This is a genomic window from Ornithinibacter sp., assembly GCF_035443565.1.
Taxonomy (GTDB): domain Bacteria; phylum Actinomycetota; class Actinomycetes; order Actinomycetales; family Dermatophilaceae; genus Fodinibacter.
Window position 1 is genome coordinate 1 of sequence record NZ_DAORSO010000060.1, and the last position, 14,531, is coordinate 14,531.

At 71.6% G+C, this 14,531-nt stretch carries 10 protein-coding genes and 1 pseudogene; 5 read left to right on the forward strand and 6 right to left on the reverse strand.

Annotated features, from left to right (window positions below; translation table 11 throughout):
- Nucleotides 1-569 (forward strand): class I SAM-dependent methyltransferase (locus PLL68_RS08195; protein WP_324533284.1); only part of this gene is annotated, 569 nt, incomplete at its 5' end.
- 132 nt (nucleotides 570-701) lie between these two features.
- Here the strand turns inward: PLL68_RS08195 and pgfA are convergent.
- A complete protein-coding gene (gene pgfA, locus PLL68_RS08200) occupies nucleotides 702-1,730 on the reverse strand; it encodes a cell envelope lipid trafficking protein PgfA (protein WP_324533285.1) in 1,029 nt (342 codons plus the stop codon).
- A gap of 187 nt (nucleotides 1,731-1,917) precedes the next feature.
- Here pgfA and PLL68_RS08205 point away from each other — a divergent pair, with 187 nt between their 5' ends.
- The gene (locus tag PLL68_RS08205; protein WP_324533286.1) at nucleotides 1,918-3,789 is read left to right on the forward strand and encodes a hypothetical protein; all 1,872 of its coding nucleotides are present in this window, start codon (nucleotides 1,918-1,920) and stop codon (nucleotides 3,787-3,789) included.
- Entirely contained in the window at nucleotides 3,786-4,949 is a 1,164-nt protein-coding gene (locus tag PLL68_RS08210; protein ID WP_324533287.1) for an acyltransferase family protein, read from the forward strand. Before PLL68_RS08205 ends, PLL68_RS08210 begins: the two co-directional genes overlap by 4 nt.
- A 918-nt stretch (nucleotides 4,950-5,867) precedes the next feature.
- On the opposite strand, the pseudogene PLL68_RS15875 reads toward PLL68_RS08210, so the two are convergent.
- A pseudogene (locus PLL68_RS15875) lies at nucleotides 5,868-9,155 on the reverse strand (alpha-(1->3)-arabinofuranosyltransferase domain-containing protein); the annotation flags it as partial.
- On the reverse strand, nucleotides 9,068-9,841 hold the full coding sequence (locus PLL68_RS08220) for a class I SAM-dependent methyltransferase (protein ID WP_324533288.1): 774 nt from the start codon (nucleotides 9,839-9,841) through the stop codon (nucleotides 9,068-9,070). The pseudogene PLL68_RS15875 and the gene PLL68_RS08220, both read right to left, overlap by 88 nt.
- Nucleotides 9,842-9,871: 30 nt before the next feature.
- On the opposite strand from PLL68_RS08220, the gene PLL68_RS08225 reads away from it, so the two are divergent.
- Nucleotides 9,872-11,056 carry a glycosyltransferase family 4 protein gene (locus tag PLL68_RS08225; RefSeq protein ID WP_324533289.1) on the forward strand — a complete coding sequence of 395 codons (1,185 nt, stop codon included), beginning with the start codon at nucleotides 9,872-9,874 and terminating at the stop codon, nucleotides 11,054-11,056.
- Here PLL68_RS08225 and PLL68_RS08230 read toward each other — a convergent pair.
- Together PLL68_RS08230 and PLL68_RS08235 are read right to left on the reverse strand one after the other, a co-directional pair.
- Nucleotides 11,040-11,183, reverse strand: coding sequence for a hypothetical protein (locus tag PLL68_RS08230; protein WP_324533290.1), 144 nt, complete (start codon nucleotides 11,181-11,183; stop codon nucleotides 11,040-11,042). The two genes, PLL68_RS08225 and PLL68_RS08230, sit on opposite strands and share 17 nt — an antisense overlap.
- 141 nt (nucleotides 11,184-11,324) lie before the next feature.
- On the reverse strand, nucleotides 11,325-12,944 hold the full coding sequence (locus PLL68_RS08235; RefSeq protein WP_324533291.1) for an MmpA family trehalose lipid delivery protein: 1,620 nt from the start codon (nucleotides 12,942-12,944) through the stop codon (nucleotides 11,325-11,327).
- A gap of 54 nt (nucleotides 12,945-12,998) precedes the next feature.
- Between PLL68_RS08235 and PLL68_RS08240 the strand changes: the two genes are divergently transcribed.
- A complete protein-coding gene (locus tag PLL68_RS08240) occupies nucleotides 12,999-14,282 on the forward strand; it encodes a lipopolysaccharide biosynthesis protein (protein ID WP_324533292.1) in 1,284 nt (427 codons plus the stop codon).
- A 45-nt stretch (nucleotides 14,283-14,327) separates the two neighbouring features.
- On the opposite strand, the gene PLL68_RS08245 is transcribed toward PLL68_RS08240, so the two are convergent.
- Nucleotides 14,328-14,531, reverse strand: a 204-nt coding sequence (locus PLL68_RS08245; RefSeq protein ID WP_324533293.1) for a DNA polymerase, incomplete at its 5' end; no start/stop codon positions are given.

A 14,531-nucleotide genomic window follows, 5' to 3' on the forward strand; every position in this document is an offset into this window, starting at 1 on the left:
GCTCGCGCTGGCTGGCGCGCACGCACGACGTGCGGGTCGTCGCGAGCGACCTGTCGATGGGCATGCTGCGCACCGCCCAAGGCATCGACGCCCCGCCCCACCGCCCGCTCCCCCTCCTGCAGTGCGACGGCCTGGCGATCCCGCTGGCCGATGCCAGCGTCGACAGGGTCTTCACGGCGTACGGGGTCATCCCGTTCGTGGCGGACAGCGGCGCTGTCATGAGGGAGGCCGCCAGGGTGCTGCGCCCCGGGGGGCGGTTCGTGTTCTCGACGTCGCACCCGGTGCGGTGGGCCTTCCCCGACGACCCCGGCCCTGCCGGCCTGACGGCGATGACCTCGTACTTCGACCGCACCCCCTACGTCGAGCGTGAGGCGGGCCTGGCGACCTACGCCGAACACCACCGCACCATCGGCGACCTCGTGCGCCAGGTGGTGGCCGCGGGGCTCGTGCTCACCGACCTCGTCGAGCCCGAGTGGCCTGAGCACAACGACTCGGTGTGGGGCGGCTGGTCACCGCTGCGCGGCGCTCTGCTGCCGGGGACGCTCATCGTCGTGGCCGACCGCCCGTAGCGGCCGTGGACCACCTACGGCCCGGACCAGCGGTGGCTTGGGCCATCGGGGCCCGGAACGCGAACGCGGCCACCGCCCTGGGGACGGTGGCCGCGTGACCGGTGTGTTGGGGGGGGCAGCGCCCCACCGGTGTCAGGTGTGGCGAGCCGCGCGAGCCGTCGGCGGAGTTGCCGTGTCGGGTGCTGCGGCCTTGGCCGGCTTCAGGAGCAGGTAGGCACCGATGGCGACAAGGATGCTGCCGAGGACGAGGCCCACGAGGAGCAGCCAGTTCTCGATGAACGAGAGCAGGCCGGCCTTGGCGCCCCAGTCCTTGGCGTTCTGGGCGACGGTTTCGTCGTCGAAGCCGATCTCGCCGACCGTCTTGGCGATCGGCGCGTATCCCTCCGCCTCGTAGACGGAGTTGATCTGCTCGCGGCCCTCGATGACGACGCCGGTGACCGGCTCGACGTACAGGGTCCGGGTGTTGGAGTAGACCTCGGTGGCGGTGACGTTGCCCTCCGCGCCCTCCTCGAACAGGCTCTTCGGGGCCTCGATGGAGGCCAGCGGGGTGGGGTCGATGGTCTGCTTGAAGACATAGACCGTCGTGCCCTCGATCTTCTCCTCGCTCTGGAACTCGATCGGCACGGCCATCTCGAGGTCTGCGTCCCACCACTGGTAGGTGGTCTTCTGGACGCCGAACGGGAACTTGAAGACTTGGCCGGCGTGCGTCATCGGCTTCTGGGCCGTCGGGTCGGTGAGGTCGCCGACGGAGGTGTAGTCACCGCAGCAGTTGGTGGCCTCACCCGAGATGCGGTCGATCGACACGCCGGTGTCGCTGAAGCTGAGGTCCACGAGCTGGCCGTCCACCTCCGCCTGCGACTTCACGGTGGTCTGCCAGAAGGCGTCGGTGTCCTCGACCCCGGCCTGCTTCACGACACCCGGAATGCCGCGCACCTCGCGGGTGCTGACGACCTTGACCCCGGACAGCTTGTCGATGACGGGCTTGCCGTCCACCACATGGGGGTACAGGACAGCCATGTCCAGCCCTTGCGAGACCGACGTCGAATCCTGGTTGAGCGGCACGGTGGCCAGCGAGTTGAAGATGTACGGCTTGGCCAGGAGCCCGATGCCGATGAACAGCGCACCCAGCAGTGCCAGGATGCCGCCGAGAGCGCGACGCATAGTTGTCCCTTCCACGGTGAAGTCGCTGGAGCCTACCAGCGAGTAGGCGCGCCCGGATGCAAGTCTTGACGCTTTCACGCACAATCTGCGGCGAACGGGCGTGACCTTCGCCGCAGCGCTTCGCATCCGTACACTCGACCGCGGCTGCGCATGACGCCGTGGGCAGCCCGGGCGAGCAGGAGTGGGTGTGGACGTGGAGCTGGCGGAGGTTGACACCGACACACCTGTGGCGACCCGTCGGGTTCCCCACGCCCGGGTGCGACGCCTCTACGTCGTGGCGTCCTCGGTCATCGCCCTGCACGTCGCGGCGGTCACCTGGCTCTCGGCCGGTGGAGGTCTCTACATCGACGACATCCGTGCCCAGGCATACGCCGCGGGACGGCCGTTCTACCCCTTCGTCATCGAGAGCAACCGCACGCACCTCGCTCCGGGTGCGAGGACCATCGACTGGTTTATGGCCCGCTACGCCCCGCTCGAGCACTGGCCAGCAGTCGTCATCACGGCCCTCACCGCGCTGCTCCTCGCGTACGCGACCACCCGCCTGGTGAGCCGGATCATCGACCACCCGGCCGCGCGGGGCCTAGCCGTCGCCTGGGTGTTGTTCGCGGCATCCGTGATCCCGACATACGCGTGGTTCCGGCAGGCGATCACCGTGATGCTGCCCCTCGGGCTGCTGCTCCTGCTCGCGAGCCTGGTGCTGGACCACCTGCGCTCCGGGCGCTGGCAGCCGCTGTCGGTCGCGGTCGTGCTCCACATGGTCGCGCTCACCTTCTCGGAGCGGGCGCTGGCCGTGCCCTTCGTCGTCCTCGCGCTGATCGTCGTCGTGGATGGTGTGCGCTGGCGGTCGGCGCGATGGTGGACCCTCTCGGCCGGGCGCCTCGGCCCGTTCGTCGTCGTCAACGTGCTGTTCCTCCTGGCCTACCTCAGAGGCGACTTCGACAAGGCCGAGGGATCCCAGCCGAGCCTGTCGGACGCGGCCGTCAAGGTCGGCCGCTGGGCCCTGGTCGACCTTCTTCCCGCCTACCTCGGCGGGCCCGTCGTGTGGCGCTCGGCCAACGGTTCCTACTCCTTCGCCGCCACCCCGACCTGGCTGGTCGTCGCTGCCGCAGCACTGTTCGTGCTCGGGCTGGTCATCGCTGCTCGCACACAGGGCAGCCTGCGAGCGGCCGGGCCGGTCGCCCTGGTCGCCGCGGCGTACGCGGTCCCGGTACTCGGCATGATCTACGTCTTCCGCCTCGCCCAGGTCGATGACATCACCGCCGCTGACGACCTCCGGCTCCTTCCCGACGTCAGTGCCGCCGTGGCGCTCGCGCTGGCCGCCCTCTTCGGCACCGTGATGGAACGCCGACGGGACGCACGGATGACGCAGGGCCCGTCGAGGCGGTGGTCTGCCCGCCTCGGAGCCCTCGCCGCGACGGGCACGGTGCTGTGCACCATCAGCTGGATCGGCTTCGGGGTGGTCTGGCACACCTCCGTCGTGCCCGCCTACCTCAGCAACCTTCGCACGGAGGTGCGGGCCACGACCGGCCAGGTACTGCCAGCCCCCGTGCCCGCCGAGATCATCCCCGGATGGGTCGATCCCACCTTCACCACCGGCCCACTCATCGAGCTCCTCAACCCGGACGCGCTGTCTGCACAACTCTCCGGCGCGCCGTCCATCGTCGGCCCGACCGGGTCGCTCGTGCCGGCCGAGCTCGGGCGAGTCGGCGGCGCGGAGGTCCCCGAGGGTTTCTGCGGTCAGGTACTACCGGTCGGCGTCCGCACCGTGACCATCCCCCTCGTCGACGACGCGCCCTACTTCCGGGGGTCGATCGTGGTGGTCGGCGTCCTCATCGGCGACGCCGAGCGGCTGAACCTGCGGGTCACCGACCGAGACGGCGCGGTGTCCGGCCCCTTGGTCGTGAACCCCCCGGAGCTCCTGCGCGGACCGCACCGCATCATCGCCCCGGTGCCACACGAGACGGCCGTTCGCAGCATCAGCGTCGAGGTGGAGACGCCCAACACCGATGGTGTGTGCGTCACCTCGGCCCTGGTGACCACCGTGGGGCCCCTGCCGTGACCACGACCCCTGCGATGCCGGTCACCCGGGTGCGCCCTCGTGCGCACCACCTCGTCGAGCTCGAAGGGCTGCGCGCCCTCGCCGCACTGGCCGTGCTGCTGACCCACGCCGGCTTCCTCTCGGGTTCGACGGGCCGCGCGACTCTCCCGGGCTTCCTCGCCCGCATGGACATCGGGGTGGCCATCTTCTTCGTGCTCAGCGGCTTCCTGCTCTACCTGCCACACGCGCGGCACATCGCCGATGGTGCAGCGCCCGTCAACACCAGGTCCTACGCCATCCGGCGCTTCTCCCGACTGGTGCCCGCCTGGCTGGCGGTGCTCATCGGCACCCTTGTCCTCGTCCCCGAGTCCCGAGAGGCCGACCGCGAGATCTGGGTCGCGAACCTCCTGCAACTGCAGAGCATGAAGCTGGAATGGGACCTGCCCGGGCTCGCCCAGCTCTGGAGCCTCTCCACAGAGGTCATGTTCTACGTCGCCCTCCCCGTGGTCGGCCTCGTGGCCGCCCGGGCCGCGGCCCGCGCTGGTCGGCGTGGTCACCTGGGCGTGCTGGCGGGGCTGGTCGCGCTGACCTGGTGCTTCCGACTGCTCGACGGCCTGGGCGCCCTGCCCCAGGGATTCTCGTGGATCCGCACGCTGCCCGCGGTGGGTGACTGGTTCGTCGTCGGCATGCTGCTCGCGCTCGTCGTCACCGACGACGCGCTGAGGCGACCAGTGGCCAGCGTCGTCCGGGTCGCCCCCTGGCACCTCTACGTGCTCGCTGCCTGCGTGTTCTGGGTCCTCACGACCCGCAGTGCCGGGCCCTACGACCTGACCCCGCCCACCCCGGCGCAGGCCACCGTCAAACACATCGGCTACGCCCTCGTCGCTGGACTGGTCATCGCCCCATCGGTGCTGGGAGCCCGCACTGTCGTGTCGCGAGTGCTCAGCTCGCCGCCTCTGGTCTACCTCGGCACGATCAGCTACGGCGTCTTCCTCTGGCACCTCCCGATCATGTTCGCGGTCCGTTCAGCGCTGGGGCTCGACGTCTTCGCCTACGGGTTCTGGATCACCGTGGTGCTGACGCTCATCGCCTCGATCATCGTCGCTGCCCTCAGCTGGCACCTGCTCGAGTCGCCGCTCCAGGCCAACGCCCGTCGTCGCACCACCACCAGCAGCCGCTGACCTGCCTGTAGCCGTGCCCCACGTCGCGGCCACCCCGACGAGGAACAGAGCCAGCGCCCCGGACAGCACGTCGCGGTTCGAGGCACCGGCTGAGGGCCACGGCCGCACCAACGCCCAGCCGACCCAGGCCACGGCCGCACCGCCGGCCACGGCCGTCACGGCCGTCACGAGCGAGGAGCGCCACGTCGCGAGCCGGCGCACGAGGATGGCCAGCCCACCCGCCACGGCACCCGCGACCCCGCCGACCGCGACGAGCCCGGAGACGGCGAGCGCACGACCCAGACCCGGAGCCCGGATCTCCGCAGCGACAGTGGCCGACCGCACCCGTGGTCCGCGGATGACGAGCACGACGAGCAGCGCCGCGAGCGCACCGCCGAAGGCCAGGGAGGCCAGGAAGACACGCTGCGGGGCGAAGCGCAGCTCGACCGTGCCCTCGGTGCCTGCCGGCACCACCCAGGACTGCGCCCAGCCGTCCACCGTGACCGGTTTCAGGGTCGCCGCCCCTGCCGTCGCAACCCACCCCTCGTTGGCGTTCTCGCGCACCACGAGCAACGTGTCCCGCTCGCTCGCCGGCCCGAGGTCGACGGATCGCGATGTCGCACCCCATGAGGTCGTCGTGACCGGGACGGGCGCTGGGGCGCTCTGGGGGTCCGTCACGTACCGAGCGTCGAGCACGAGCGACCGGACCGAGAACTCCCCGGACGACAACGCCTGAACCCGGACTCGTCCTGCGGGGACGACGGCCGGTCCGTCGCAGGCGGTAAGGGTCGCGTCCTGACGGTTGAGGATGCGGCCACGAGTGGTGCTCACGCTCGTCTCCAGCGTCTGACCTCCCACCTGGACTGTGGGGCCGAACCCGCACGGCAGCTCCACGGTCTGGTCCCCGAGGACGGCACGCGACCAGGCGTCCCCGATCAGCGCGACATCGCCGATGACGACTGGCATCGTCTTCGGACCCGAGGTCGTCAGGCTCTCCTGCTCGGTGGCCTCGACCACGGCGATGGTCAGGCCCGTGACCTGGCTGGGCGGCAGGGAGATCGTGCCGTCGCGCCCCAGGGTGCGGCGAACCGTGACGTCGCCGAGGGTGACGTCGAGCACGGTGGGGCGGCGGCCGGCCACATTCGGGTCGGCCTCGAGACGCAGCCCCTCGACGAGGCGCGGCGTGGGCCAGCTGAGGGTGAGCCGGGGCTCGGTGTCCTGCGGGGAGGCGGCCCAGTAGGTCTTTGCGTCACCGTCGACAGCCAGGTCGGGCGAAACCCCCGGCTCCGGCAGCCACCTGCTCGAACCCGCGGCACGGACACCGTCGAGCCGGCGCAGCAACGAATCCGCGCCCTCGCCGCTCGCGACCACCGTCCCTGTCACCGTGAAGGACCTGGTCTGGGCCAGGGTCAGCTCTCGTCGGATGCCGTTGGTCTCCTCACCGACGCGCCGTCGATCGGGCGAGCAGGCGAGCACTCCACTGTCCATGGGGTAGCAGGCCGACCGCTCGTCCGAGCTGGCCTGGAGCGCGACCACCGAGGGGGTCTGCACGCTCAACGGCAGTCGCACCCAGGGCTGGACCCGAGGAAGCGTGCCCGCCCCGATGTCGAGGACCCGCACCGTGGGGCGGGCGTCACGCACGGCCTCGACGGTGAGGCGAACGGACATCGTCGGTCCCGGCGGCACGTCGACCGAGACCTTGTACCTGGCCGGGTCCACGTCCCCGGCGAACTCCGGGCTGGTCACGGGGGTCCGCTCGGTTCCGGTGTCCGTGGAGACCGACAGTGCCGCGACGTTCGCGCCGACCTCGGTGTCCAGCGTCACCAGCACGCTCGCGGGCAGTTCGGTCGGTGTCGCCCACTCAAGCTGCACCCACTGGCCCAAGGGGTCATACCCGGACGAGCGCCACGCCGTCTCGCCGCTGGCGTCGAAGGCGCGCCACGCATCGCTGTTCAGCTCTCGCCCCTGACCCAGGGCGGGCTCGGCGAGGGTCGAGGATGCCGTGGCTCGAGCCGTGCCGTCGTCCACCCGGACGCTCTGGTGGTCGGAGAGGTCGGCGCGGTCCTCCGTCAGGGGCGTCGGCCAGTAGTCGTGAACGGCACGCGGGGACACGTACTCCTCGTCGGCAGACAGCAGCGGCCCGTAGAGGTCGGTGGCCGTCGCGAAGCTGGCCTGACGTCGTTGGAGGGTGTCGGTCGTGAGCAGCGGCCCCCCGCCACGAGCCGCTGGGTCCTCCCCCACCGTGAACAGCCCCGCGGCAGTTCCCGGCCGTGCACCGATCCCCTCGGGACCGCCCGCGTAGGGCACGGCCGCGTCGACCGGGAGGCGGGTGGTCGGCGCGATCGACGCCCCCGAGGACACCTCGAGGATCTCGAGCTCGCGCAAGGGGCGGTCCAGCCCCCAGTCGGACACGATGCTGATGTCCGTGGAACCGCCCACGAGGGACCCGAAGCTCGCCACCGACTGGGCGCCGCTGGACGTGAGTGCGGCGCGCACGACGATCGGCGGGGTCGTCCGCGCGCGCGGCCGTTGGTGATCGGCCACGACAAGCACCCGTGTCACGCCGAGAGTGTCCAGCAGCGCGACCAGTTCCGGCCCTCCCCGTCCCTGCGCCACCCGAGCCTCGATCTCGTTGAGCAGCCGGGTGGCCCCCGCCGACCCGAGCGGCACGCCGTCACGAACGATCCAGGGCTCGGTCATGTACGGCTGGATGGGCTCGTCCTTGGGTTCGCCCCACATCCGTGCCGGGGCGTTGCCGCCGGGAAGGATGAGGGTGCGGCCGCCGTCAGGGTGTTCCTCGAGCCACTGCGCGGCGTCCTGCCATGCCGTCGGCACCGCGAGGAACGGCCCGCGCTGGATGACCCCCACGAACGCCGGCACCGCGGTCTGCCCGATGATCGCGAGGACGACTAGCACCGCGGCGAGCTGGGGCCAGGGAGCCCCGACACGGCGCAGCCACCTCGCGGCCAGCGGTAGTCCGTGGGCCACTCCGAGGGCCAAGGGCAGCCGTACCACCGGCTCGCACTTGTGGGTGTTGCGGAACGGGGCGAGGACGCCGTCGAGGAGGTCTGCCTGCGCCCCGGACCATGGCCCCGCGACGCCCTCGCCGTGGCCGAAGGTGACCAGTATCAGCCCAATGATCAGCCCACCGCGGGCGAACCCCGTCCACGGACCGCGGGCGAGCGCCAGACCAAGAAGACCGGCGAGCGCGATGACCAGGCCGAAGAGAATGACGTTCCGGGTCGTCAGGATGGCCCACCCGGCCGGCCACACCGCGTTCTCCTGACCGCCGATCGTCGCGATCCACTGGGTGGTCCCCCGCAACGCCTCGGTGACGCTCGCAACGGCCGTCGTGACGCGGGCGTCCTCGATCCAGTCGAGGAAGGGAGGGCTGTACCGACCCAGCAGGACCAGTGGGCCGATCCACCACGCCGTGGCCAGCACGACGGCCACTGACCACCAGGCCAGCAGTCGCACCCGGACGGCGGACGTGCGAGTGAGGATCCACCACAGCGGCAGGATCAGCGTCGCGAGCGACGCGACGGCATTCACCGCCCCGAGCAGGAGGATCGCCGCCCCCGAGCGCAGGGCAGCGGGGCGCTCACCCCCGGGTGCGACGGCCAGCAGGGGCAGGAGTATCCACGGGGCGATGGCCATCGGCCAGATCTCGGAGCTGATCGCGCCCAAGCCCATGAGCATGCGGGGCGCCAGCGCGTAGCTGAACGCCGCGAGGATCCGTGACCAGCCGGTACCGATACCGAGCCGCTCCAGGACCCGCAGCGTGCCGTGGTAGGCGAGCACGAGGATGAGTGCCCACCACAGCCGCTGGACGACCCACGGTGAGAACCCGAGGACATCCCCGAGCCAGAAGAACGGGCCCATCGGGAACAGGTAGCCGTAGGCCTGGTTCTGGAGCTGCCCACCAGCCGCGAGCGGGTCCCAGAGGTTCATCGCGCGACCGAGGAACCCGCCGGGGTCGACCACGAGGTCGAGCTTGGTGTCAGCGGCGGTCCAGCCCGGACGTTGGACGAAGGCCAGGGCGATGAGGAAGGCCGTGGGGACGATGCGGTCGAGTCGGGCCCTCCACCGCTGGGCCGACTCGGTCGCGGTGGTGGAGGGGTCGGTGATGTCGGGGGCGCTCACTCGCCACTCGCGCGCAGGACGATCACGGCGTTCCAGCTCACGACCTCGCGCAGCCCGGGTACCGCCATGACCCAGTGCGCCCACCAGGGGTGGTAGCGGGGGAAGACGTCGAGCACCTGGGCACGGCCCCCGGCCTCGACCTCGCGAGCCCAGAGGACCATGGGGCCCACCGGGCACTTGAAGAGCGACCGGCCGACGTCGTTCTTGGGTCGCTTGCCGTTCCTCCGCTCGTACCGGTCGGCGGCCCGTCGGCCACCCAGGTAGTGCCAGGGGGAGGTCTCATGGCCACCCCAGGGTGACAGCCACGGAGTCCAGGACAGGAACACCAGTCCCCCCGGCTGAGCGACCCGCAGCATCTCCTCGGCCATCCGCACCGGGTCGGGAACGTGTTCCAGGACGTTACTCGAGAACGCGATGTCGACGCTGCGGTCCGCCACCGGGAGATCCAGCCCGGACCCCCGCACGGTGTTGCCGGCCACGCCGCCACGGGCGGTGAGCTCACCGGCATCCGGCTCCAACCCCGCGTACGCCGCACCGGCTGCCGCGAAGGCGTCGGCGAAGTAGCCGGGCCCTCCCCCGATGTCCAGCACGCTGCGGCCCTCGAGCGGCGTCCACCGCCGCAGCAGGTCGACCGAGTCGAGAGCGAGCGCACCGTAGAAGCGGGCAGGCTCGGTCTGCTCGACCCGAAAGGCCCGAAACAGGTCGACCGACCGACGCAGGGACGCCCTCTGCCCGACCGCCCGGTGCGGGGGGTGGTCCTGGGGTAACATCCGTCTCCGGTCGTTGAGGAAAGAGCCCACGTGCGCATTGCCTTCTTGAACTGGCGAGACTCTACACATCCCGAGGGTGGGGGTGCGGAGAAATACGCCGAGACCGTGTGCGAGGGGCTGGCGGACGCCGGGCACGACGTCACGATGCTGTGTTCGACCCATCCCGGGGCTCCCCCCGAGGAACGGCGCCGCGGCGTCCGCGTGCTGCGACAGGGCGGCCGGCTCGGCGTCTACGGGGCGAGCCTGCGTCGGCTCGCCGCCCTGGAGCGCGCTGAGGGCAGGTTCGACGTCGTCGTCGACACCCAGAACGGCGTGCCCTTCTGGGCCCGCGCCGCGACGAAAACGCCTGTGGTCCTGCTCGTGCACCACGTGCATCGCGAGCAGTGGCCCATCGTGTTCGGACCGGCGGCTGCACGGGTCGGGTGGGCCCTGGAGTCCCGGGTGGCACCGCGGGCCTTCCGCGGGCTGCAGTACGTCGCCGTCTCGCAGCGCACCCGCGAGGAGCTGATCGAGCTCGGGGTCGCCCCGGAAGCCATCGCCGTCATTCACAACGGCACCGACCCGGCACCGACCGACAGCGGGCCGCGCCACCCCGAACCCCGGCTCGTCGTGCTCGGGCGCGTCGTCCCGCACAAGCGCATCGAGCACGCCCTCACCGTGACGGCTCGGCTGAGGGCACGTCACCCGGGCCTTCGGCTGCGCATCGTTGGCGACGGGTGGTGGAGCGACAAGGTGCGCGAGGAGGCGGTGGCCCTCGGCGTCTCGGACCGGGTCGACATCCTCGGATTCGTGGACGAGCAGACCAAGCACGCCGAGCTCGCGGCGGCGTGGGTGGCTCTGGCGCCGAGCATCAAGGAGGGCTGGGGGCTCAGTGTGGTCGAGGCGGCGTCCCACGGAACGCCCACGGTGGCCTACACCGGGGCGGGGGGCCTGTCGGAGTCGATCGTCCACGGCCGCACCGGCATGCTCGTGGACGACCTCGATGGCCTCACGGCGGCGGTAGATCACCTGCTCACCGACACCACGACCCGTGAGTCGCTCGGTGCCGCGGCGATCGAGCACGCGGCGAACTTCACCTGGGCCCGTTCGGTGCAGGCTTGGGAGTCACTGCTCGCGGATCGCGCCGCAGGCCTGCCCGTCGAGGCCGGGACCGACGCAGTCGTGCCTGACGAGGTGCGCCAGCAGAGGGCGCGGGGCGTCAGCCGCCGTAGTTGAGGAGTTCCTCGGCAGGAATGATCGTCTGCTGGCCCTCGACGACCGCGGTCGCGTCCTGGGGTCCGTTGGAGGAGACGATGCTCGAGGCAGCCGCGAAGGCCATACCGAGACCGGCAAACAGGCTCACGCCAAGAAGGATGAGGCCCGCACGGCGCGAACGGCGCTCGTCGTCGGTGGTGGTGGCAGACATATGCGTGGTTGACCTTTCCTACTGGGCAGTAGCACCATCGTAGCGTGTCCTGGGCTCACATGAGTGCAGGTCTGGCGCTCATTGCGCGCCGGAGACGTCCCAGACCGTGAACGAGGGGCCCGAGTGCACGAGGCGCCAGCCGTCGCGCCTGCTCGCCAGAGAACCCGGGGTGTCGAGCCACTCCACGACGTGTGTCACCCCGTGGCGCCTCAGGCTCGCCGCCGTCACCGAGCCACTGGCCCAGTCCTCCCCCACCGGCGCGTCGTCCACGACGACGGAGCCCGCAGGTCGTTGCACCGTCAGCGCGGTGCTCGTGAGCACGGTGCCGGACACCGCCCTCGGCAGCGGATCGAGGAAGGGCGGCTCACCAGCCCACCCCGGCAGGCGCAACGGCTGCCAGGGAAGGGAGAGCACCGTGGGCGTGGCCGGGGCGGCGTCGAGCGAGCGGACGGCATCCGCCCAGTCCGCCGGGTACGTGACGGGACGGTAGTCGGCCCGCATCCTGCTCGGCAGGTCGGGCACCGATGCCACCGACAGCGCGGCGACCAGGACGCACCCGAGAGCGGATGCCGTGCGCCCACCATGGCGCGCCAGCCACGCCACGGCCACGGCCACGAGCACGGCCAGCGCGAGGATCCCGGGCGCGAGCATCCGGTGCTGGTCCCGAAAGAGGGCGACCCCGGGGACCTGCTGGAGAGCGGACATCACCTCCAGTCCCGGTCCGGATGCCCACCAGGCCACCGTCGCCGGGCCGACGAGCAGGAGCAGGGCCAGCCCAGCCACTGCGGCGCCCCTGCGCGAGAACTCGCCGGGTCCCGTGGCGGCGACCGCGAGGCCGAGCACGGCTGCGACAGCGCACCCGAGCAGGCCCAACGACGCGGCGAGGGCGACCGGGTCGGACCGAGACAGCGGCTGCGCACCCGCCGCCCAGACTCCACCCCCCATGAGGGCCGAGAACCACGTCCCGAGCCCGGAGTCGTCGGCGAGGGCGAACGCGGCCGGGCCGTCGGGGTCCGCGCCCACGCCACCGACGAGGACGGCGGGCAGGACCCACGGGAGGCACCACGCCGAGGCCACCGCAGCAACGGCGGCCGACCTGGCCAGGGTGCGGTCCCCGCGAGACAGGTCGGCCAGCACCGCCGTGACGGCCGCCACGACGCCGCCCCACGGAGTCAGTGACGCAGGGATCGCGACCACCACAAGCAGGAGATGTCGCTGTCGGGTCCGGAGGCTCGACCGCACGACGATGACGATCCACGGGAGGCAGGCATAGCCGAGCAGGGTCGGGCCGTGACCGAGCAGCAGCCTCTCGGTGACGTAGGGGTTCCATATGGCCACCCACGCGGCCGCGGCCGCGGCAGCAGCACCGGCGTGCCGCACGAGGAGTCCGGTGCCGACCCCCGCCAAGGCCAACGCGGCAACGAGGATGAGCTGCTGCTGCACGCCTGTCGGAACGACGCCGGAAGCCACCCACGACACGGCATCCAACGGCCACGCACGCAGTGCGGAGGCGGTCGTCGGGAGGAGTGAGAGGGGTGCCGCCGGCTCAGGCACCGCGACGAAGTCACGGACCAGCCGTTGTCCCGTGCCGGTCACCCCCGAGAGCACGACGGCGGTCGCAAGGGTGGCCGAGACCACCGCGGCAGCGACCGGTGCACGGCCGGAGCCAGCGGCCGGTGGTTCAGCCACGGAGGACACCCGCGCCACCCTAGTTGGCGGCAGCGAGTGATACCGACCAGTACATTGACGCGCGTGTCGATGTGGACCAGACGAGCAGCGATCGCCCGGGGGGCGTCGCTCGTCGCCGTCGGCACCACGGTGATGAACGCGGCGGTCTACCTGTTCACGCTGCTGGCCGCCCGCCGCCTGGGCCCCGAGGCGTATTCGGCCGTCGCGGCCCTGATGGGTGTCGTCCTCGTCGTCAACGTCCTCGCCCTAGGTGTGCAGGCGACGACGGCCAGGCGCGTGGCACAGCGGGACGGGCCGGCAGTGGAGCCCACGATGCTCGCGACGGCGCGGCGAGCGGCCTTCGTGCTCGGGTTGATCTGCCTGGCGCTCTCCCCGGTGGCCTCGACCGTCCTGCGCCTGGACAGCTGGCTCACCGCTGCGACCGTCGCGGTGACGGCAGCCGCGCTCACCGTGACCGGCGCCCAGCTCGGCATCCTCCAGGGGCGCCGAGACTGGCGAGCCTTCGCGATCCTCAGCGTCGCGATGGGGGCCGGGCGGCTCGTCGTCGGAGGCGCCGCGATTGCGCTGTGGCCGACGACCCTCGGCGCCATGACCGGCGTGGCGCTCGGCGCCATTGTGCCGATCGTGGTGGGCCACCGTCTGACGAGGGCCCGGTCGACGACGAGCCCCGGCAGCGCGCTGCCTGCAGACCCCTCGGGGCGGGCACCCATCGGACTCCTGCGTGAGGTCGCGCACGACTCGCACACCCTGCTCGCCTTCTTCGCCCTCACCCAGGTCGACGTCTTCGCCGCCCGGGTCACCCTGCCGGCCGACGAGGCCGGCAACTACGCGTCGGGGCTGATCCTCAGCAAGGCTGTGCTGTTCCTCCCGACCTTCGTCACGGTGATGGCCTTCCCGGCGTTGGCCCGCCGGGCCGGCCACCGTCACCTGCACCTGCTGGGACTCGCGGTGATCCTCGCGATCGGCCTCGTGGCCGTCGGCGCGACTCTCGTGGCACCCGACCTCGCCCTGGTGTTCGTCGGGGGTGAGGCGTACTCCGCCGTGGCAGATGACCTGTGGCTGTTCGCGGTGCTCGGCACTGTCACCGCGATGATCCAGCTGCTCGTCCAGACCGCCCTCGCGCGCACGCACCGGCGAGCCGTGTGGTGGATCTGGGGCGCGTTCGCGTTGGTCGTGGCGGGCCTGCCGCTCATCGGCACCGGGCACGAGCTGCTGCTGTTCGTGCTCGCCGTGGATGCCGTCCTGCTCGCGCTGCTCGTGTGGGTGACGTGGTCGGATGCCGTGGACGCGGACACCCTCGATGCGCCGCTGCGCGGCGACGACAAGCAGGCCGAGGTGCCCAGCTGATCCCGTGCCGGCGGTGGTCGTGCGCGGGACCACATGCCGGGCAGGTCAGTGCGCGGCGTCGTGCCAGGAGCGGCCGACCCCCACGCTGACGTCGAGCGGCACATCCATCTGCACGGCAGCACCCATCTCGCGCCGAACCAGCGCCTCGAGCACCTCCCGCTCCCCCGGTGCGACCTCGAGCACGAGCTCGTCGTGCACCTGGAGCAGGATCCGAGATGCGAGCCCTTCGGTGCGCAGCGCGGCATCCAC